At 63.0% G+C, this 19,953-nt stretch carries 24 protein-coding genes, 1 tRNA gene and 2 pseudogenes; 17 read left to right on the top strand and 10 right to left on the bottom strand.

Going from position 1 to position 19,953, the window contains the following annotated elements:
• Positions 1-2 precede the first annotated feature (2 nt).
• From kdpC to M3A49_RS07880, 4 genes are all read left to right on the top strand, one after another.
• Positions 3-584: a potassium-transporting ATPase subunit KdpC gene (gene kdpC, locus M3A49_RS07895; protein WP_266228204.1), complete on the top strand. Its 582-nt coding sequence runs from the start codon at positions 3-5 to the stop codon at positions 582-584.
• A gap of 82 nt (positions 585-666) precedes the next feature.
• Positions 667-3,486: a DUF4118 domain-containing protein gene (locus M3A49_RS07890; protein WP_266228203.1), complete on the top strand. Its 2,820-nt coding sequence runs from the start codon at positions 667-669 to the stop codon at positions 3,484-3,486.
• Positions 3,483-4,184 (top strand): response regulator, encoded by a 702-nt coding sequence (locus M3A49_RS07885; protein ID WP_266228202.1) that lies wholly within the window; start codon positions 3,483-3,485, stop codon positions 4,182-4,184. Before M3A49_RS07890 ends, M3A49_RS07885 begins: the two co-directional genes overlap by 4 nt.
• A gap of 102 nt (positions 4,185-4,286) precedes the next feature.
• Complete coding sequence (locus M3A49_RS07880; protein ID WP_266228201.1) at positions 4,287-4,703, top strand: universal stress protein; 417 nt, start codon at positions 4,287-4,289, stop codon at positions 4,701-4,703.
• Between the two features lie 24 nt (positions 4,704-4,727).
• Here the strand turns inward: M3A49_RS07880 and M3A49_RS07875 are convergent, their stop codons facing one another.
• Positions 4,728-5,909 (bottom strand): cation:proton antiporter, encoded by a 1,182-nt coding sequence (locus M3A49_RS07875; protein WP_266228200.1) that lies wholly within the window; start codon positions 5,907-5,909, stop codon positions 4,728-4,730.
• A gap of 482 nt (positions 5,910-6,391) precedes the next feature.
• Here M3A49_RS07875 and M3A49_RS07870 point away from each other — a divergent pair, with 482 nt between their 5' ends.
• The gene (locus M3A49_RS07870) at positions 6,392-6,640 is read left to right on the top strand and encodes a hypothetical protein (RefSeq protein WP_266228199.1); all 249 of its coding nucleotides are present in this window, start codon (positions 6,392-6,394) and stop codon (positions 6,638-6,640) included.
• A 279-nt stretch (positions 6,641-6,919) separates the two neighbouring features.
• On the opposite strand, the gene M3A49_RS07865 is transcribed toward M3A49_RS07870, so the two are convergent.
• The 4 genes from M3A49_RS07865 to M3A49_RS07850 form a co-directional block, all read right to left on the bottom strand.
• On the bottom strand, positions 6,920-7,186 hold the full coding sequence (locus tag M3A49_RS07865; protein WP_266228198.1) for a hypothetical protein: 267 nt from the start codon (positions 7,184-7,186) through the stop codon (positions 6,920-6,922).
• Between the two features lie 20 nt (positions 7,187-7,206).
• Positions 7,207-7,461 (bottom strand): hypothetical protein, encoded by a 255-nt coding sequence (locus M3A49_RS07860; protein ID WP_266228196.1) that lies wholly within the window; start codon positions 7,459-7,461, stop codon positions 7,207-7,209.
• 111 nt (positions 7,462-7,572) lie between these two features.
• Entirely contained in the window at positions 7,573-9,195 is a 1,623-nt protein-coding gene (groL, locus tag M3A49_RS07855; RefSeq protein WP_266228195.1) for a chaperonin GroEL, read from the bottom strand.
• 75 nt (positions 9,196-9,270) lie between these two features.
• Positions 9,271-9,588 (bottom strand): co-chaperone GroES, encoded by a 318-nt coding sequence (locus tag M3A49_RS07850; RefSeq protein ID WP_254354414.1) that lies wholly within the window; start codon positions 9,586-9,588, stop codon positions 9,271-9,273.
• A gap of 402 nt (positions 9,589-9,990) precedes the next feature.
• On the opposite strand from M3A49_RS07850, the gene M3A49_RS42650 reads away from it, so the two are divergent.
• The 5 genes from M3A49_RS42650 (at position 9,991) to M3A49_RS07825 (ending at position 12,043) form a co-directional block, all read left to right on the top strand.
• Positions 9,991-10,179 (top strand): hypothetical protein, encoded by a 189-nt coding sequence (locus tag M3A49_RS42650; protein ID WP_416338930.1) that lies wholly within the window; start codon positions 9,991-9,993, stop codon positions 10,177-10,179.
• Positions 10,180-10,397: 218 nt separating this feature from the next.
• Complete coding sequence (locus M3A49_RS07840; RefSeq protein WP_266228194.1) at positions 10,398-10,838, top strand: Hsp20/alpha crystallin family protein; 441 nt, start codon at positions 10,398-10,400, stop codon at positions 10,836-10,838.
• 32 nt (positions 10,839-10,870) lie between these two features.
• Positions 10,871-11,284, top strand: coding sequence for an Hsp20/alpha crystallin family protein (locus M3A49_RS07835; RefSeq protein ID WP_266228192.1), 414 nt, complete (start codon positions 10,871-10,873; stop codon positions 11,282-11,284).
• Between the two features lie 80 nt (positions 11,285-11,364).
• Complete coding sequence (locus M3A49_RS07830) at positions 11,365-11,643, top strand: hypothetical protein (protein ID WP_266228191.1); 279 nt, start codon at positions 11,365-11,367, stop codon at positions 11,641-11,643.
• Positions 11,644-11,746: 103 nt separating this feature from the next.
• A complete protein-coding gene (locus M3A49_RS07825; RefSeq protein ID WP_254354410.1) occupies positions 11,747-12,043 on the top strand; it encodes a hypothetical protein in 297 nt (98 codons plus the stop codon).
• Positions 12,044-12,553: 510 nt separating this feature from the next.
• On the opposite strand, the gene M3A49_RS07820 is transcribed toward M3A49_RS07825, so the two are convergent.
• Positions 12,554-12,625, bottom strand: a tRNA-OTHER gene (locus tag M3A49_RS07820).
• Positions 12,626-12,761: 136 nt separating this feature from the next.
• On the bottom strand, positions 12,762-12,962 hold the full coding sequence (locus M3A49_RS07815; RefSeq protein ID WP_266228190.1) for a CsbD family protein: 201 nt from the start codon (positions 12,960-12,962) through the stop codon (positions 12,762-12,764).
• A gap of 365 nt (positions 12,963-13,327) precedes the next feature.
• Here M3A49_RS07815 and M3A49_RS07810 point away from each other — a divergent pair, with 365 nt between their 5' ends.
• Positions 13,328-13,828: a ferritin-like domain-containing protein gene (locus M3A49_RS07810; protein ID WP_266228189.1), complete on the top strand. Its 501-nt coding sequence runs from the start codon at positions 13,328-13,330 to the stop codon at positions 13,826-13,828.
• Between the two features lie 15 nt (positions 13,829-13,843).
• Positions 13,844-14,296: pseudogene (locus tag M3A49_RS07805) on the top strand (manganese catalase family protein); the annotation flags it as partial.
• A 703-nt stretch (positions 14,297-14,999) separates the two neighbouring features.
• Here the strand turns inward: M3A49_RS07805 and M3A49_RS07800 are convergent.
• Both M3A49_RS07800 and M3A49_RS07795 read right to left on the bottom strand, forming a co-directional pair.
• Entirely contained in the window at positions 15,000-15,458 is a 459-nt protein-coding gene (locus M3A49_RS07800) for a response regulator (protein ID WP_266228188.1), read from the bottom strand.
• A gap of 847 nt (positions 15,459-16,305) precedes the next feature.
• Positions 16,306-16,611, bottom strand: a pseudogene (locus tag M3A49_RS07795) (divalent metal cation transporter); the annotation flags it as partial.
• A gap of 448 nt (positions 16,612-17,059) precedes the next feature.
• Here M3A49_RS07795 and M3A49_RS07790 point away from each other — a divergent pair.
• The 5 genes from M3A49_RS07790 to M3A49_RS07770 all read left to right on the top strand — a co-directional run bounded on the left by M3A49_RS07790 (position 17,060) and on the right by M3A49_RS07770 (position 19,160).
• Positions 17,060-17,221, top strand: coding sequence for a DUF1328 domain-containing protein (locus M3A49_RS07790; RefSeq protein ID WP_254354405.1), 162 nt, complete (start codon positions 17,060-17,062; stop codon positions 17,219-17,221).
• Positions 17,222-17,370: 149 nt separating this feature from the next.
• On the top strand, positions 17,371-17,805 hold the full coding sequence (locus tag M3A49_RS07785) for a DUF883 C-terminal domain-containing protein (protein ID WP_266228186.1): 435 nt from the start codon (positions 17,371-17,373) through the stop codon (positions 17,803-17,805).
• Between the two features lie 53 nt (positions 17,806-17,858).
• Positions 17,859-18,233: a phage holin family protein gene (locus tag M3A49_RS07780; protein WP_266228185.1), complete on the top strand. Its 375-nt coding sequence runs from the start codon at positions 17,859-17,861 to the stop codon at positions 18,231-18,233.
• Complete coding sequence (locus tag M3A49_RS07775) at positions 18,230-18,541, top strand: hypothetical protein (RefSeq protein WP_266228184.1); 312 nt, start codon at positions 18,230-18,232, stop codon at positions 18,539-18,541. The genes M3A49_RS07780 and M3A49_RS07775 overlap by 4 nt, the downstream gene beginning before the upstream one ends.
• Positions 18,542-18,686: 145 nt before the next feature.
• Positions 18,687-19,160: a PRC-barrel domain-containing protein gene (locus M3A49_RS07770; protein ID WP_254354401.1), complete on the top strand. Its 474-nt coding sequence runs from the start codon at positions 18,687-18,689 to the stop codon at positions 19,158-19,160.
• A gap of 283 nt (positions 19,161-19,443) precedes the next feature.
• Here M3A49_RS07770 and M3A49_RS07765 read toward each other — a convergent pair whose 3' ends face one another.
• Entirely contained in the window at positions 19,444-19,917 is a 474-nt protein-coding gene (locus M3A49_RS07765; RefSeq protein WP_266228183.1) for an SET domain-containing protein, read from the bottom strand.
• Positions 19,918-19,953 lie beyond the last annotated feature (36 nt).

The following is a 19,953-nucleotide window of genomic DNA, read 5'->3' as shown; positions in this document are numbered from 1 at the left end:
CCATGAACAATTCCTTGCGCCCCGTGCTGGTGTTGTTTGTGTTGCTGACGGTGATCACGGGCGGTGTCTATCCGCTTGTGGTGACGGCAGTGTCCCAGGCCATGTTTTCGCATCGCGCGAACGGCAGCCTGATCGAAAAGAACGGCAAGCCGGTCGGCTCCGCGCTGATTGGCCAGCAGTTCGACGCACCGTACTACTTCTGGGGCCGCGTGTCGGCCACGACACCGAATCCTTATAACGCACAGAATTCTGGCGGCTCGAACCTCGGACCGACGAATCCGGCCCTTGCCGACGAAGTGAAAGGGCGCATCGCGGCGCTGCACGATGCCGATCCGTCGAACACCACCCCGTTACCGGTGGATCTCGTGACTTCGTCAGGCAGCGGGCTGGACCCTGACATCACGCCGGCCGCGGCGGCGTATCAGGCCGCGCGCGTGGCGAAAGCGCGCGGACTGCCGCTCGACCAGGTCAATGGCCTGATCGCGCAGAACACGTCTGGACGGCAGCTCGGCATATTCGGGGAGCCTCGCGTCAATGTGCTGACGCTGAACCTCGCGCTCGACGAGATCAAGCCGATGCGTTGAGGTTCTGCTGGCGCGGCGTGACCTGGCCAACGCGCGTCCCTCCGACAACATGACAATGGGATGACTCGCAAGGAGACGTGCGATGAACCGGCCCGATCCCGACGAACTGCTGGACCGGATGCAGCGTGACGAGGAGAAAAGCCAGCGAGGACGGCTCAAAATATTCTTTGGCGCATCGGCCGGCGTCGGCAAGACGTTTGCGATGCTGCAGGCCGCGCGGCGCCGCACGGACGAAGGTGCCGACGTCGTCGTGGGGATCGTCGAAACGCATGGGCGCAAGGAGACGCTCGCACTGATCGAAGGCCTGGAGGTCATCGCACCGGCGCGCATTGAATATCGCGGCCGCCTGCTTGCCGAATTCGATCTCGACGCCGCGCTCGCGCGCAAGCCGCAACTGATCCTTGTCGACGAGCTCGCGCATTCGAACGTGCAGGGCAGCCGGCATCTGAAGCGCTGGCAGGACGTGCAGGAGCTGCTGGATGCCGGCATCGACGTGTTCACGACGGTCAACGTCCAGCATCTCGAGAGCCTGAACGACGTGGTCGGGCAGATCACGGGCATTCGCGTGTGGGAGACAGTGCCCGACCGCGTGTTCGATCTTGCCGACGAGGTGACGCTGGTCGATCTGCCGCCCGAGGAACTGCTTGACCGGCTGCGCGAAGGCAAGGTCTACATGCCGCAGCAGGCGGAGCATGCGGTCCGCAATTTCTTTCGCAAGGGTAACCTGATCGCGCTGCGCGAACTCGCATTGCGCCGCACGGCTGACCGCGTCGACGCGCAGATGCGCGAGTATCGCGCCGATCAGTCGATCGAGCGGATCTGGCAGGCGCGCGAACGCATCATCGTGTGCGTCGGGGCGGGCCAGGCGAGCAGCAATCTCGTGCGCGCGGCGGCGCGCCTCGCTTCGAACCAGAAAGCGGACTGGCTGGCGGTCTACGTCGAGACGCCGAAGCTGGCGCGGCTGCCCGATGCCATTCGCAAGCGCACGCTCGACGCGCTCAAGCTCGCGTCCGAGCTGGGCGCGGAAACGGTCACGCTGCAGGGCGACGAGGTCGCGCCGACGGTGCTGGCGTACGCTCGCATGCGCAACGTATCGAAGCTCGTGGTGGGCGCGTCATCGGTGAGGGGATGGCGCGCTCGCCTCAGTCCGTCCGTTGCGCAGCAGATGGTCTGGTCGGCGCGCGATATCGACGTCACGGTGGTCAACTCCGGCGCGGTGCGCGAAGCCGCCGAGCGCCACGATGCCGTGAGCGGCTTTGCGGGGCCCGCTATGGGAGCGCACCGCTCCACACCGGTCTCCTATGCCTACGCACTCGCGATCTGTGCGGCCATTACGGCGATTGCGGGCATGCTGCTTGACCGGATCGCGCAGACCAATCTCGTGATGCTCTACCTGCTCGGCGCTGTCTTTACGGCCGCGCGGCTCGGGCGCGGGCCGGGCGTGCTGTTCTCGTTTCTCGGTGTGGCGGCGTTCGACTTCTTTTTCGTGCCCCCACGCATGTCGTTCACGGTCGCCGACACGCAATATCTGCTCACCTTCGCCGTGATGCTGATGACCTCGCTGATGATCAGTCACCTGACGGCGAGTCTCAAGCGTCAGGCGCATCTCGCTACGCTGCGCGAGCGCCGCACGGGGGCAATGTTCGCGATGACGCGCGAACTGGGGGGCGCACTGATGACGGACCAGATCATCGAGATCGGCATGCGTCACGTGAGCGAAGTGTTCCAGGCACGCACGGCGATCCTGCTGCCGGATAGCGTGGAGAAGGTGCGGCCCAAGGTCGAGAATCCCGATCCGGTGACCGCACTCAACGACGTCGACCTCGATATCGCCCAATGGGTCTACGACAAGCAGAAACAGGCCGGTCAAGGCACGGAGACTCTTCCTGCCGCGACGGCGCTGTACCTGCCGCTGAAGGCGCCGATGCGCACGCGCGGCGTGATCGCGTTGCTGTCTGAACGGATGGCGGAGTTTGCCGTGCCCGAGCAGCGGCGCATGCTCGACACCTTTGTCGCGCAGATCGCGCTCGCGCTCGAACGGGTGCACTACGTCGAGATCGCACAGGACGCACTGGTCAGCATGGAATCGGAACGACTGCGCAACTCGTTGTTGTCCGCGATTTCCCATGACCTGCGCACGCCCCTCACGGCGATCGTGGGTTTTGCCTCGGTGCTTGCCGAGCAGGGCGCCGCCGTGACGGGCGGGCCCAGGGCACAGGAGCTCTCGGAGGCGATCCGCGAGGAGGCGCTGAGGATGAATGGGCTCGTCGTCAATCTGCTCGACATGGCGCGTCTCGAGGAAGGCAGCATGCGGCTGAACCGGCAATGGTCGTCGATCGAGGAGGTGATCGGCTCCGCGCTGGCCGGCTGCCGGCGCATGCTGGGCGAACGCAAGGTTCAGGCGCGTGTGCCCGCGGATATCCCGCTCGTGCAGTTCGACGCGGTACTCGTCGAACGGCTCTTCGCCAACCTGTTCGAGAACGCGGCCAAATATACGCCCGCAGGGTCGCCGCTGACCATTGATGCGTCCATGTTGCAGGAGGAGGCACACCGGTACGTGCGGGTCGAGGTCCAGGATGGCGGGCCGGGTCTGCCTGCGGGAATGGAAACACGGGTGTTCGACAAGTTCACCCGTGGTGAGAAAGAATCGGCACTGCCGGGCATCGGTCTAGGGCTTGCCATCTGCCGCGCGATCGTGGAGGCGCACGGGGGCAGGATAGGCGCGTCCAACCGCACGGATATGAACGGTAACGTGCTCGGCGCCTGTTTCTGGTTCATGCTGCCTGCGGACGAAACACCCCCTGCGGAAACCGAAGTCCCGGAACTTCCCGATGCGGGGACGTCCCAGAGCTGGTCGCCGGACGCCTCCGGTAGTCCCGTGAATCGCATATCCATGCCATGAGCGATCCGAGCGTTACGGTTGTCCTGATCGGGGATGACAGGCAGATTCGCCGGTATGTGCGAGCCGCACTTGAAAGCGAGGCGATGCGCGTCTTCGTTGCCGGCACCGGGCAGGAAGGGCTCGTCATCACCGCTACCGCCAGGCCCGATCTGGTGATTATCGACCCGGGCCTGCCGGATATCGATGGTGTGGAGGTGATCCGGCAACTGCGCGCCTGGTCCGCTGTGCCGGTCATCGTGCTGTCGGCACGCTCCCAGGAAAAGGACAAGGTGGTGGCGCTCGACGCGGGGGCCGACGACTACATGACCACGCCGTTCGGCATTGCCGAATTGCTGGCACGAATCCGGGCGCACCTGCGCAGGCAGGATCGCTCCGTGACCCCGGATTCGGCCAGGGTGTCGTTCGGCGCGGTGACGGTCAATCTGGCGGCCAGGTCGGTGCAGCGCGACGGCGCGACGATCCATCTGTCACCCATCGAGTATCGCCTGCTGGTCACGCTCGTTCGCCACGCGGGCTGTGTGCTGACCCATCGCCAACTCCTCGAGGAGGTTTGGGGACCCGCCCATGCGCAAAACGCGAACTACCTGCGCATCTATATGGCGCACCTGCGCCAGAAGCTCGAAGGGGATCCGGCCCGGCCCGAGCATATCGTGACGGAGACCGGGGTTGGATATTGCCTCGTCGGCGTAGGATGTTGATGAGATTTTTATACACTGCCCTTGTACTTTTACGTCATCCTGGCGAGGTCCGTGCTTCAATCAAGCTGAAAATGACGGATGGATGTGGACTGGAGGTTGGCTGTGCTGAAACTGCTTATTCCCGTGCTCGGTGCCAAAGGGGCAACCGAAGCGGCGCGCCACGGAGCATTCCTGTTTTCCGAGCGATGCGTATCCGAGATTGAGATCGTCGAAGTGCTCGACGATGTGGCGCAAGGCCGTGCCGTAGCGTTTCATTCACCGGCAGCGTTGCACAGGCGGGAGAAGCAGGCAGCACTCGATGCGCTCATGCAGACGCGGGCGATTCTCGATGACGCCGGCGTCCCGTACACATGGAAACGCGTGTTCGGGCCGGCGGAGCGGACCATCGCGCAGTGTGCAGAGAAGGGGCATGCGGATATTGTGGTGCTTGACGCAAGCCACCTCGGCTTTTTCCACAAATGGACCGTCCTCGCCAGGTTATGGCGCCTGACTTCAACCCCTGTCACGATGCTCCACTAACATCGTCACCGCGCCCACGTAACGTCACACGACCCGCAATCGCCGCAGCAATGCTGTCATCGTGGTGCCCTGAACGAAGATCGAAAAGGCGACCACGGCAAACGACACCGTGACAATTTCCTCGCGACGCGGCACACCGGGCGGCAAGCCCATTGCGAGCGCCAAAGCCAGCGCGCCTCGCATTCCCCCCCAGAACAGGATATGTTGATGCCGCACGTCGATGCGCAGCGGTGAGCGCGCGAAAAGCATGCAGCACGGGTAGACAGCCACCGCGCGGGCGAGCATCACGACGACCACGGCGATGCCGATCGCAGCCCACACCGTTTCGTACTTCCGCTGAGCCTGCTGAATGCCAATGAAGAGAAAGATGAACGAATTCGCCGCAAATACCGCGTATTCGAGTACGTTCTCAACGGCTCCGCGGCCTCTCTTCGTCATCGGATTGACGGCGTTGCGCGTCCCCATCACGAGGCCCGCAACCAGCGTCGCCAGCACCCCCGAAAGATGAAGATTTTCGGCGAGCAGAAACGAGCCATAGGCCGCGATCATTGCAAACGCAATCTCGACGAGGTGATCGTCGGTACGGTGTAGCAGCGACAGCACCACGTTGCCGATCAGCAAGCCGCAAAGGACCGAACCGAGAAGCACGACGCCGGTAATCTTCAGCACGTCGAGCGGATGAACGTGCGCGCCGCCAACGAATGCCAGCACGACGCGAAAGCCTGCCGCGGCCGTGCCGTCGTTGAAGAGGCTCTCTGCCTCCATCAAATTCCTGAAGCGGCCCGCTACGCCGGCTTCCTTGAAACTAGCCAGCACAGAGACCGGATCCGTGGCGGCGATCAACATGCCGAAAAGCAGGCCCGAAATCCATTCCCAGTGCAACAGGTAATGCATGCCCATTGCCGTCACGCCAGCCGACACGAGCACGCCGACGAAAGCTAACGTCTGGACTACGGCAAAGTCCCTGCGAATTTCTCCCCAACGCATGTGAAACGCCGCTTCGAAAATGAGCGGCGGTAGCAGGACGTTGTAAATGAAATCCTCGTTGAGCGGGATAACGGGAAATCGGGAAGAGGCGAGGAAAGAGAGGACGATTCCAGCGATGACCAGACCGACGCTGTACGGCATGTGTAAACGCCGCACGAGCATTGCCACCAATGCCGAAACGAGCAACAGCACTTCGAAAAGGCCGACGTTAAAGTCCATCCGGACGGCTCCGGTCGAGGGAAGCGGAAATTTCGCTGCGGCTGGCCCGTTCTCGCCAATGCATTGCGTTGCTGGGCGAATCCCGCAGTAAAGGCGCTGCGCTGTTATCAGATCATACGCAGGTAGTCGCAATGACTTCGACCATGCTAACAAATGCAGCTACATTCCCTCGCAACCCGAAGGCCCGATACCCGAGCGCCTGTGCCTGGCGACGTATGCCGTCCAGGAAGCCTGTGGGCTCGTGTGGGTGTCGCCTGGCGGCAGAATCCGGTCGTTCCGCAATACTCCGTCGAGCGCCGCCCAAACGGCTTGCGTGCGGACTACGCGAGCACCGTGAGCAACGTTCCGAAGTCGATGCAGCATCGCGCGCCGAAGGTTTCCTCTGGCGGCGGGTTTTCGAGGTCGATGTTCCGTTATTCGTATGACTAACCGTTCACTTTCCCGAAGACGGACGCCTCGCGATCCTCAATGCCGCGAGCCCGGTGTCGGCACGGCTCACGCGCCTCTTCGTTCCGATCGCGCGCAATTTCGATACGGACTTGCCGCTCGACGACGTCTACGCGTTTAACCGACAGGTGTTCGAGGAGGACCTCGCAATCGTCGAGCTGCAGTGCCCTGAGGATCTGCCCATCGACCGCTCGCTCGAAGCGCCGATTCTCGCTGACCGCTCGTCCGGCGCGTACCGCAGCGCACTCGCGGAGATCGGGCTGGGTCAGAAGTATGTCCGCTAGTGTGGAGTGGGAGAAGAAGCGATGAAGATCTGGGAATGCGTTATCTGCGGGTTTCGCTACGACGAGGCCCAAGGAGTATGACAAGCTCGCGCGCCGCATTCTACATATTGCGAGACGGCATATCATTAGAGGTGACCAAATGCTGTGGTTAGATCAAGCGGGACCGTGAGCCCGGAAAACGTGTCGGGTTTGGGCGCGATGTCAACTCGCGCAGTGAGGCGTCCTGCGCTGGCTAGCGCCCGCTGCGCTGTGCGGAGGAAGTTTGCGTCATCGGCGCGGCTAGGTGGTGGCGGCCTCGGCGTCATGCGCACCGGCCACCTCCCGCCTGAACCCGCATCCCATGGCCAGGCGGTAAGTAGAGGGGCATAAGCGGACGAACGAATCGGCCATTCGGGGGCGCAGCATCAGTACACCAGCAACGGCGCGCATCGCCTGGCGCAGCGCGGAATCGTCGATGGCCTGGGCGGCGCGAATCTCATCACCAAAAGAAAGTTGCAGGAACGCGAGGAAGTCGCGCCCGAGTATTCCGGGGGGAAGCTTCGCCACTGACCGCACAGGCGCAAGGGTCACTGGTCAGCCATGAGATGGCGGATTACGAGCGCCGGGTCGGCGATGTCCAGGATCAGCCGGCGCAGGATGCGTCGGCGCATGTGTTCCTCGTCCAGAATCCAGGGCTCGCCCTTCTCGCTCAGATAGCGCGCGAGGACGTCCCGGTTGTCCTCGCCTGCTGGCAGGCCGAGCCGTACGGCCAGCAGTCCCGCCACGACGTCATCGATCTCGATGTCGAGCGGTCTTGAATCAATGCGAAGTTCGAGTTTCATGGCAGTCCCAGGTAAAAAGCGGCACCGCCCCCGCGAAGACAGAAAGAGCGGTGCCGAAGGAAACGCAGCGCCCGGGCCAGGTGAGCGGTGCACACAGCAAGACCGATGCGGTCAGTATTCCAGTTCCGGCGCGCTCGCCTGCACTGGCTTTTCGTCCTTCGGTGCGTCGGCGATCGTCGCGTCCGTCGTCAGGATCAGCCCGGCAATCGACGCCGCATTCTGTAGCGCGGTGCGCGTGACCTTGGTCGGATCGACCACGCCCGCTTCGACGAGATCACCGTACTCACCGGTAGCGGCGTTGTAGCCAAAGTTGCCCTTGCCTGCGAGCACCTTCGCGATGACCACAGAAGGCTCGTCACCGGCGTTCGCGGCGATGACGCGCAGCGGCGACTCGAGCGCGCGCTGCACGATGCGGATGCCCGCGTCCTGATCGCCGTTCACGCCCTTAAGAGTGGACACCGCCTCGCGCGCGCGCAGCAGCGCTACCCCGCCGCCAGGTACGATCCCTTCCTCGACTGCCGCACGCGTGGCATGCAGTGCATCGTCGACGCGGTCCTTTTTCTCCTTCATCTCAACTTCAGTCGCTGCACCGACCCTGATGACGGCCACGCCTCCCGCAAGCTTCGCCAGACGCTCCTGGAGCTTCTCGCGATCGTAGTCGCTCGTCGTGTCCTCGATCTGCCTGCGAATCGACCATACGCGCTCCTGGATGCGCTTCTCCTCACCCGCGCCGTCGATGATGATCGTCTCGTCCTTGCGGACTTCAACACGTTTCGCACGTCCGAGATCATCCAGCGCGGCCTTCTGCAGTTGCTTGCCGGTTTCCTCGGAGATCACGGTCGCGCCAGTGAGGATCGCGATATCCTCGAGCATGGCCTTCCGGCGATCGCCGAACCCTGGCGCCTTGACGGCCGCGACCTTCAGGATGCCTCGCATCGCGTTGACCACGAGCGTGGCCAGTGCTTCACCGTCGATGTCTTCCGCGACGATCAGCAGGGGCTTGCCGGCCTTTGAGGTCGCTTCGAGAACCGGCAGCAGATCCCGGATATTCGAGATCTTTTTGTCGTGCAGCAGGATCAGTGCATCGTCGAGGTGCGCGGCCTGCTTTTCCGGATCGTTGATGAAGTAGGGGCTCACGTAACCACGGTCGAACTGCATCCCTTCGACCACATCAAGCTCGTTCTCGAGCGACTTGCCGTCTTCAACGGTGATTACGCCTTCCTTGCCGACGCGCTCCATCGCGTCGGCGATGATTTTCCCGATCGATTCGTCGGAATTTGCCGAGATCGATCCGACCTGGGCGATTTCGCGATTGGTGGAAATCGGCCTGGAGAGCTTGCGCAGCTCGTCGAGCACGGCGGCCACGGCCCTGTCGATACCGCGTTTGAGGTCCATCGGATTCATGCCCGCCGCGACGTGCTTCATGCCCTCCTGCACGATCGCCTGCGCGAGCACGGTGGCCGTGGTGGTGCCATCGCCGGCCACATCGGCGGTCTTCGACGCGACCTGCTTGACTACCTGCGCGCCCATGTTCTCGAAGCGGTCCTTCAGTTCGATTTCCTTTGCGACCGACACACCATCCTTGGTGATGGTCGGCGCGCCGAAGCCGCGTTCGATCAGCACATTGCGGCCTTTGGGCCCAAGCGTGACCTTGACGGCATCGGCGAGCACGTTCACGCCGTTGACGATACGGGCGCGGGCGCTGTCGTGGAACTTGACGTCTTTTGCACTCATGTTGTTGCTCCGGGTAAAGTCGTTGACTCGACACGTCGCGAACGACCGGGCGGGTGTCCGCGACCGGTCGGATGATCAGGCGGCCTTGCGGGCGGCGCCGGCGTCAGCCTCGAGGACGCCCATGACGTCTTCCTCGCGCATGACGAGGAGTTCCTCGCCATCGACCTTGACGGTCTGGCCTGCGTATTTGCCGAAGAGCACCTGGTCACCGACTTTCAGCTGGAGCGCGCGCAGCGTTCCATCCTGCAGCGGCCGGCCGCTGCCGACCGCAACGACTTCGCCCTGTTCTGGTTTTTCTGCCGCTGAATCGGGAATCACGATGCCCGAGGCCGTCGTCCGCTGCGTTTCGATTCGCTTGACGATAACCCGGTCGTAGAGGGGACGAATCTGCATTTCCATCTCCTGAGCGATTAAAGGATCACCAATAAGGGAATCCGGCTGCGGGTACCGGGGCGCGTGATTTGCCTCCGTGCAGCCGAGCCAATGTCTGGCGGAAAGCGAAATAGGGGCGCCCCCTGGGCGCTTCAAGGGATGCGAAAATGCCTCTTTGTAACAAATTGTTTCAGTGCCGCAGCAGGATGCGATGGACCGCCCCAAGGCGACAAACCGTGCGGCGGCGGCGATGCGGGCTGCAGGGCGCAGGCGGGACGGGACACAGTGGCGGGCGCCCACCGTCGGGGTCCAGGGTGTCGTCCGGTTGACTGAGCGTGCTCCACAGGCCCCCTTGACGGGGCGGAAAAGCCAGCGAACATAGCCCCGGCGCGCGGCAAGCTGCATCAGCCCGTCGCGATCGGTATGGCCATCGAGGAGCGGCTCGCCGTGGGCAGTGTCCCCTCCGAAATCACCGAATGCCTGCCGGCAGGCGAGTGCTTCGCAAGCCGTGGCGCCGATGACATTGCAGCCGAGAAGCGGCGTATCACCTGCGCAGCCGCCGTGAGCGTGACAGCAAAGAGCGGCAGGCGCGCGCTGTCGATCCGTTCCTGAAGCGTATCGAAAAGAACCATAAGACTCCCCGAAAGACATGTTGCAGGGCCCCTTGAAATTTCCGTTCCTTGCGCTATTTTATCCATCGCTCAGGCAGTCGCGATTAGCGCTGCGTGTTTCGATTTGTTTGTCGGCGGGGCTATCCCACGGGCAGGCGGACTGGAGCGCGTGGTCCGGTTCGAAGCTTCGTGAGAGGCCCCGGTTTCAAGGAGCCAGTCATGAGCGATCTCTTTTTCAGCCCCGATCTGCTGGGCGAATTCGACCGCCTGCAACGGCAGATGGCCAGCGTCTTCGCGGGATTTCCCGCGAGCCTGCGCGCCATGCGCAGTGAAACCTTTCCTTCCATCAACATAGGCAGTACTGACGACAGCGTTGAGATCGTCGCGTTCGCGCCGGGTCTGCATCCGGCTTCGATCGATGTCTCGATCGACAAGGGACTGCTGACGATCAGTGGCGAACGCAGGCCCCCGGAGACCGAAGTCGGGGACGAGGCGCGCGTCTATGCCAGGGAGCGTTTCATGGGCGCGTTCCGGCGGGTGATCGAGCTGCCCCAGCACGCGGATCCTGACAAGGTCAACGCGCGCTACGTGAACGGTTGCCTGACGGTCAGCGTCGGACGTTCTGAGGCCTCGAAGCCACGTGCCATCACTGTCCAGTAAGCCACCCGATACACAGAATCACGGAGGACATCATGAACGACAGCACTGAACTGGCCACCCGTCGTGCGGGAACGGAGGTTGCCTCGCGGGAGGGTGCCGAAGCAGCGAAGCAGCTCACCCGGATCGCGCCTGCAGTTGACGTATTCGAGGACAGCCGCGGCATCACGCTGTATGCCGACCTGCCAGGCGTGCCGCGCGAAAAGCTCGACGTGCGTGTGCAGGACGGCAGTCTGAACATCGAGGCGGAGGCGGTGATTCCTACGCCATCCGGGCTGCGCCTGCAGCACGCTGAAGTGCGCCATCCGCACTTCTGGCGCGCCTTCACGCTCAGCCCGGACTTCGACGTGTCGCGCATCGACGCGCAACTGCGCGATGGTGTCCTGACGCTCACCATTCCCCGCCGGGAGGAGGCGAAGCCGCGGCGCATCGAGGTGAGCGTTGGCTAAACGTATGCGCACGAACGGCTCAAGCCATGCAGCGCGGGCCGCCGGGCCTGCGCTGCCTCACCGGCCACGTGGAGGCACCCATGGACAACACAGCAAGCAAAAGCTGGAAGGGTTTCACGATCGAGACCCGCGCATTTCCCGTATGGCACTGCGCGCTGCCAGGGAGCGTCCCGGACAGTTACATGGCCCTGGTCCGCATCCGGCGCGGCGAGCACGTGATCGCGAAGTGGCACCTGCCGCGTTACGCCCAGCACTGGGCAAGCGCGGACGAGGCGCACCGGCAAACGACGGAATATGCGATACGCGCCATCAATTCGGGCTGTCTCGCAGGCACGGTATCGCCGGGGCTGGTCGCATGAAGGTGCGTCGCTGCGTCGCGACGCGGCCCGAATGCGCTGTGCACCATGTGTCGTTTTTCTTCACCGCGCCCCTGCTTTAGTTTGAGGTCTTCAGGAGACGGAAATGCTCAGTCCACACGAATTTGCAACCCTGATGCTCGTCCGCCAGGCGCCGGACCAGCTCGACATGAACCGCGCCGAGCTCGACGCGCTGCTGGAGCGCCAGCTGGTCATGCTCGAACATTGTGCTGCCGGCGCACGACGCGCGTATCTGACCGGCAAAGGAGAGACGCTCCTCCAGTCGCTTCACCCTGAGGGCTCGCCGCGCCGAAGGCCCAAGGCCGATACAGGCGGGGCTGACGAATCGCAGGCGCCGCCTCCGCGATCAGGCGAGCGCACGACGGATATCGCGGTGCGATAGCGCAGCTGCCCGAACGTGCCCGTCCGCTCGTCGCGGAGTTCAACCGGATATTCGAGCGCCATCCCGGGAGCGGATGCGCCGAAGCCCGATGCCTGCTCTCGGCGATTGGCCTGCCGGTTGGCTGCGACGTGCTTCCCCAGACCAGTCGCTCGCGCTAGCGCGACCAGAACGGGCAAATCTTGATCCCAGCGGGCGATCTTCGCGAGGGCGGAACGACGACGCGCGTCGATCTGCATGACACCGGGTTGAAGGCTTCACGCCTGCGAGAGGACCGCGTCGCGTTGAGCGGGACCGTCGCGGGCAGCAATGGACATTGCGCAGCACCTATGCAGGTGCTGATGCGGCGCCCAAGTCAAAATCGGGTCGGCGCGGAGCGCCGGGATTCGTGGCGCCGTGATCCGGTCCAAAGGTCGGCCATGCAGTGTGCTGGATAACCGGCGCTTCGCCGTCCCGGCACGGTGCTTCGCCTCACAAGGCCGGGATGGGCCTCCAGGAACGGCTGGCTGAATGCGGGCCGTACTGGATTCGAACCAGTGACTAACGGATTAAAGTCCGCTGCTCTACCAGCTGAGCTATCGGCCCGGCTCACCCGAAGCGGTGTGCTCGGATTATTTGCGGGCTTGTCCTAGCGATGCTCCTGGATTCACTGCGGGTCTTGAGTTGCACGAAGGCGTGCGGGCAGTTTTGCGCCACCCGCACGCGCGATGCCACGCTCGCCTTACTCGCGGTCCTCCTCGAGGTCATCGGCGGCATCCTTCGCGGCGTCCTTCAGGTCGCCTGCCTTCTTTTGTGCTTCACCCGCTCCCTGCTGGACATCGCCCTTGAGTTCCTGGGACTTGTTTCCGGTGACTTTTCCAGCGACTTCATTTGCCTTGCCTTTGAGCTTTTCAGCTTCGCCTTTCACGTGGTCCTTGTTCATGACACCTCTCCCAATATGTTCGCGCCGGACGCGCGCATCCCTTCCGCAACGGCCGTGCCTGAATGCAGCTTTAGGAGAGGGAATCAGCCAGTCGGACCTCGCTCCGGTGCGTTCGTGTCAGGAGGCATAACGCTTGCGGGTGTTCTACCCCCATCGTTTGAGCCTCCGGAGCCATGCGATGAAAGGACGCTCCCAGCCTGGTCCCGCGCGCAGCTGCAAAAGCCTTCGCTTCTACTGGGCCGTTGCATCGGAAGTACACCCTTTGGACCGGGACATCGCCAACTATCCGCATCCGTTATGTCACCCGGCTGTCGCCGCAGGAATGACCGTTGCGGAGGACGCCTCACCCTACCACGGAGGTGATCATGAGCCAGAGAAAGACGTTGGATGACCTGTTCGTCCACATGCTGTCGGACATTTACAGCGCGGAAAAGCAGCTGACCCGCGCCCTCGCAGAGCTGTCGCGCACCGTGACCGACCCGCAGCTTTCGGAGGCGTTCAAGACGCACCTGGAAGAGACGCACGGTCAGATCGAGCGCATCGACAAGGCGGTCGAAGTCACGGGATTACGCCTGAAGCGCATGAAGTGCGTCGCGATGGAAGGTCTCATCGAGGAAGCGGACGAACTGATCGAGGAAATCGAAAAGGGCCCGGTGCTCGATGCGGGTCTCATTGCGGCCGCACAGAAGGTGGAGCACTACGAGATAGCGGCGTACGGCAGCCTCTGTGCACTCGGCAAGCTGCTCGGGCACGGCGAGGCGGTGAAGCTGCTCAAGGAAACGCTTGAGGAGGAAAAGGCTACCGATCTGAAGCTGTCGAAGTTCGCCGAGTCGGCAGGCAACGCAAAGGCTTCCGGAAAGCAGTAAGCCACGCGACAGGGACGCGTCGACGTGGCCAACCCCGGTCTCGCCAATCTGCTGCTGGAGCAGTTCGGCGGCTCTCAGGAAGAACTTGCCGCCGCGATGCGGTATTTCACCCAGGCGGTTTCCGAAGAGGATCCCGGCCGCAAGGACATGCTGTTTGACATCGCAACCGAGGAACTCAGCCACCTGGCAATCATTGGGTCGATCGTAGCCATGCTCAACAAGGGAGGGAAGGGTGAGCTCGCCGAGGCCGTTGACGAGCAGGCAGAACTCTACCGAAAGCTCAACGGCGCCGGTAACGACAGCCACGTCACTCAGGTCCTGTTCGGGGGCGGCCCCGCGCTGGTCAACTCGGCCGGCGTGCCGTGGAGCGCGGGCTACATCGACACGATCGGTGAGCCGACAGCTGACCTGCACTCGAACATCGCCGCCGAGGCACGGGCAAAGATCGGTTATGAGCGGCTGATCAATGAGAAAAGCTGCGTGTAGAGCTGAGGGAATGAAAATGATTAGCGATCCATCACATCTTTGCGCGTCCTGCAGCCTTCTGCTGAGCCATCCCGATTTCGACGTGACACACCCTCTACGCGATGTCGGCGAACCGGCATATCTCGGCAGCGTACGCATCCAGTACTACCACTGCCCGGGCTGCGGAGCTGAATGGTGCTGTTCCCGTTGTACTTTCCAGAACAAGGACGTTCATTGGACACTTCGCTGACGCCGTAAGACCTGAGGAGCAACGTGCGCACGCTGGCCAACAACGCCCGTCCTCGCAAGGGCATGCCGACCATCAGTCGGCTACCGCATGACCAGAAAAAGGAATCCTAAAGAAATAACTCGACCCCGGTTTTTGCGCGCTCCCGTTTACGTCAGCACTGCACTTGTTTCGATTTCGCCGGCCTGCAACCCCTTGCCGGTATCGACCGTCCTTGCGCAAGAGTGAGGCTCACTTCGGCAAGACTAAAGTCACGACGCTTAATCACGGCCATCACCCCATCGGTCTGGCCGGGCGTAACGCTCTCTTCGTCTGCCAACCTTGCTTCGATGATTATTCGCATGGTTCGCTCACACCCTTTCAAGACCGGGTCAGCCGACTCCACACGAGACCGGTGATGCTGCCACAAGCGCATGCGGCGCTCACTGCGGAGGTCCCAGCTTTCGAACGCTCTCCCCGCTACGGTCCGCAGGCAGTATTCACGGGCGCCCACCTCGCCGGCGCCAGGTGTTGGAATCTTTCCCCCATGTGCCAGGAAGGAGAGCGGGACTCGGCGCTGGTCAGACGCGCCGCGACATACGCATCCACGGCCTCGAGCAACTCGCTCACCTGCACTGGCTTTCGCAGGAACCGGGACCAGCACCGGGGGCACCAGTCGGGCTCCGCAGCCGCAGAAAGCAGCACGATGGGCAATTGCGCGAACACGGGATGGGCCCGCACCATCTGGCACAGCTTGATGCCGTCGATGTCCGGCATCTGATAGTCGGTAATGAGACACTGAACGACTTCCCGGCGCATGAAAGCGATGGCAGTGTGCGCGCCAGCCAGAACGGTCACCCGGTGACCATCTTCCTCCAGCGCAAGCGCAAGTGGCCAGACGCTCTCGGGGTCGTCGTCAACGAGCAGCACGTTGGCCATGGGCACTCCCTCGGATTCATGCTCGACCATTATTCGGGCGGCAGCGAGTGCTGGTGAAGTGCTGCCGCTGTTTGGCTTCTCGCAACGGCCGTGCCGTGAGGAGGGCGCACTGTTCCGGAAATGCGGATGGTTTTTATGCGCGGGAAGAATGCCAGCGCGAACGTTGCCCCGACGATTGCCTGCTCTTCGGGCATCGCCTGGCGATCCGGAACAATCGGGTTTCACACGCGCCGTATGAGGTTGTCGGGCGTGCCGCCGACGGGTGCGCCTTAATGGCAAGGATGCGCGATTGCACGCCGCCAGGTGTGGTGAGATGGGCGACCGGTGCCCCGCCCTGAGGTCTCCCTTCGGCACCGGCCAGCTCGCTTCCGCCGCAGTCGACCGACCCGGAAGCGCGGGGCCACGTCGTTGCGACGATCAGGGAAGTCGCGCAGCTGTTACGCAACACGCCTGCGGTCTGTCGCAAATGCTATGTACATCCGGCCGTGATCGAGGCGTTCGAGTGCGGTGCGCTCGCGCAATTCATTGTCGCCGCTCTGCGTCGCGGACTAAAGACGGACAAGGCGGCGCTCTTGATCTTTCTTGAGAAGGACGCCAGGCGCCGCGCGCGCGAGGCAGCCCGTCAGAACCGCGAGGGCGCTGCGGTGGCCGATGCGGAGCTCACCGAATTGCTTCAGCGTTCGAGCCGCAAGGTGCGCGTCGCTGGATCGAAGGGCGGTTCGAGCGCCGGCGGCCCAGGCGCTCGAAACTGCCACGCCCGAGCGGCGCAAAAAGCCTGCCCGCCGCGGGCTAAGAAGCGCTCAGGGCCCGGCCTGACGCCGCTGAAGATCGCTGTGCCCCGCGGCGAGTTGATGGTGTTGGCCACAGCCAGCAGCAGCACGACGAGCCATTTTGGGCCGAACGCGCGCATGTTCGAGGCGAGCCCCTTGCCCGTGACCCGACCGATCCGCGCGCTGGTCATCTGGATCGCGACCATGAGGGGGTACGTCAGCAGCAGTGTCCACAGCAGCGTGAAGCCGAACTGCGCGCCCGCCTGTGAATAGGTGGCGATGCCGCTCGGGTCGTCGTCCGCCGCGCCCGTCACGAGGCCGGGCCCGAGGCGCGAAAGCCATGTGCGTTCCGTCCGGTCAGTGACCGTGGTTTCAGGCTCCAGATTCTTCGGATCGTCTGGCACGGAGCGGCTCTCCTTCTCGAGGCCGCAGCGCGGCACAGGCCATTTCCGCAAGTTTTATGCCGCACCGCGGGGGCAGACGCTGACCGTTCGGAAATGCATCTCGCTGAACGTTTTCGACCGTGCCGGGGGCGCAGATTGACGGCCCTACTGATGGTGGACGATGACCCGAGGTAGGGCATCGGGCAACGGGCATCGAGCATCGAGCATCGAACCTTTGTGTCCGGGCGACCTGGACTTCGAGTGTGTCTTCCCCGCGAGCCGTTCTCGCTTGAAGGGTTGCGCGCGCATATCGAGGCACCTGCGCATTCTTTTCAGGCTCGCCCAGGCACACGCATGCAAGGCACGCTGGTTGCTGCTACCTCGTAGCGCGGACACTTTTCCGGCTCTATCGCGTAACGGGAGAGGGTGCAATTAGAGGAGAGTTACCATGCTTTACTATGCGGTCGTTTTTCTGGTGATAGCGATAGTCGCGGCATTTTTTGGATTCGGGGGCATCGCGGTAGGTGCGGCGAGCATTGCCAAGATCCTCTTCGTGATCTTCCTCGTGTTGTTCCTCGTCAGTTTGCTATACGGCTACAGGCGGCGTTGAATGGCCGTTGGCGTCCTGGATGCCCCGGGCCGCCAACGTTTTTCCGTATCGTGCGGAAGCAGGCGGCCGGTGCGAGGGCCGAAATCGACTCCTCAGTGCGACGTCGCTGCATCGCACGGCCGCCGGTGCCGGGCCAAAAGTGGGCGGGGTTGCCGAAGCACCAGGATCTGCCGTGCGGTTTTCGGGCCGGTCGCACCGCATTTGTAGTAGCCGCGGAAAGTGCATTCGGGGGCCTGGTCCGGCAGGAATGGGCACTCGTCGAATACCGGATTTGCGCGGTTTTTCGCGCGTTGCGTAGGCAGACTGACTGGGAGAATGACATGAGCATGGGATCAACGAAGACCGACAGCGCGGTCAGTGAACTCGCAGCCAACGCGCCGGAGGCAGTCGGCGAAATGCTCGGCGACGCCAGTATGCGGCTGTCGGGCAACGCAAGGGCGCTATGCGGTAAGTCAAAACAGCTTGCGACCGACGCGGCGGTTGTGACGCGCGAGGCGATTGCGGACAACCCACTGGCGACGCTGGGCATCGCTGTGGGCATCGGCTTCGCGCTCGGCGCGTTGTGGGCCGCGAATCGCGAATAAGCGGAGCCGGACCCGACGGGCGTTTTGAGCACACCGCATGGGCGAGGTGGGCCATGACAATTCACGCGAAGCTCGACCGCTGGCGCAACGTATTGCGGTTCCTCGCCGTCCGTACGACGGACTACGGGCAACTACTGTCGCTCGAACTGTCCGAGGCCCGCGCGTACGTGACGCGCGAGATCCTCGCGCTCGTGGCTCTCGCCGTCAGTGGGCTATTTACGCTTTCATTCTTCTGCATCGCGCTGATCGCATCCGCCTGGAATACGCGCTATTTCCTCGCTGTCGTCTGGAGCATAGCGGTGCTCTGGTTAGTCGCTTCGATCACGGCATTGCTGGTTTTCCGCGCGCAAAGGCCAATACGTTCATTTGCAGTGCTCAAGGGCGAGCTGCGAGCGGATCTGGAAACGCTCAAGGAGGCACTTAAATGAGTCGTCGCGCCCGTTTGAACCGGCGGACATCTGAAGCCGTCCTGCTCAGCGACATGGAGCTGACCCGCTCGCGTTTGCTTGCGGCCAATATTGCCTCGCGGGGCGCCGAGTACGCTCCTGCCCGCGCGAAATCGCTTAGCCTGGCGAACCTTGGCCGCGCGTTGTCGGCCGCGCCTTACGTCACCATGCTCGGATCCATCTTGCTGGGCTCACTGCTGATTGGTCCGAGGCGCGTCGTGCCCATCGTGTTGCGCACAGGTCTGACTGGCTGGATTGCGCGCAACATCCGCATGCTTTTCACACGTTGACTGGAACGTCTCAAGGTGTGGATGCTCCGACGGGGTCAACCAGAAGGGGCCAAGTTCTCCAGACAAGACATGCCGATCGTTTCCCGGCGTGGCACACCGCATGCGCTAGAAGTCATCGCAACTCTTAACCGAAAGGAGCGCAGCCATGACTATTCTTCATCCCCAATCAGGAGCCACCGGTGCACAGATCGTCGGCGGGGGCACCGGCGAAGGTCCAGGCCCGGAGATCATGGCCGCGGCCACGCTCGACGGCAACAAGGTGATTTCCGCTGACGGCGAACATGTCGGCAAGATTTCCGACATCATGCTCGACGTGCGTAGTGGCCGCGTCGCATACGCAGTTCTGGCCGAGGGCGGATTTCTCGGCATGGGCAACACCCTTCACGCGATCCCCTGGAACGCATTGACGTTGGACACCAACGAGGAGTGCTTTCGTGTCGACATTCCGGCCCAACGTATCAAGGACGATCCCGGCTTCGATAAGGATCACTGGCCATCAATGGCGGATTCGACGTGGGGCACGCAGTTGCATGACTACTACAACCGCCGTCCGTACTGGCTGGCGACCGGGGAGCTTCCGGGACGTGATCCCGGAGTGAACAATCCGGTGGACGTCTGAAGGCAACCGGGTTTTTATGGAGTTCGTGGCCTTCTGTAAAACATTATCTTGTGCGGCCACTTGGGCATCGGCTTCCATCGGTCGATGCCCCATTATTCCACCATGTCTCCCATTCGAGCGGTTCCGTGCCGTCCGCGCTGTTCACGCAGCAACTGCGCACGCCGGTTAAACTCACGAAGATCTGGGGGTAACGTGCAGCGCTCGACGTGAACCCGGTGCGCCGCCGGGGGGCGCCTTCGCGCGCGCCCGCTGAGCCAAGGCCAGGGCGTCTGGATGCGCAGTCTCATACGCGGTGGCGGGTACGGTCGGAGGGGCGTACCTGGATCGGACCGAGCATGGTCCCGCGACAACGTCGGTTGCCGCAACGACAGGTGTACTCACGGGTCGCATCGTCGTGCGCTTTCGGCGGGATCTCAAGCGCGTAGTCGATGAAGAGTTCCTCGCCGGGCTGGATGTCCCTGAGCGCGTCGATGTAGACGCGGCCCGATTTCTCGATCGCCTCGCAGTTCGCCATACACGCATGGTTGAGCCACCTCGCGCCGTTTCCTCCACGGCCCCCATCAATCACTCGCCCATCCGACAATCCGAAGAGAAAAGTGTGTCCGGCGTCGGTGCGCTGCGCACAGGCGCGGGTCGCTTCGCGCCAGGTGGTGACAAGCCCTTTGTATTCGAAGATGCGTTCGCCGGCGGAAAGTGCCCGCAGGGCGAAGACACCCTTTCCGTGGATGGGAGACTGCCGTACGGAAACGCGTTTCATGCAGGGAAGATTTGAAGGAGAGAGGTCCGGAGTATA

This window comes from Paraburkholderia sp. CNPSo 3076, assembly GCF_026343935.1.
Lineage (GTDB): Bacteria > Pseudomonadota > Gammaproteobacteria > Burkholderiales > Burkholderiaceae > Paraburkholderia > Paraburkholderia nodosa.
This window is presented reverse-complemented; position numbering and strand designations above follow the sequence as displayed.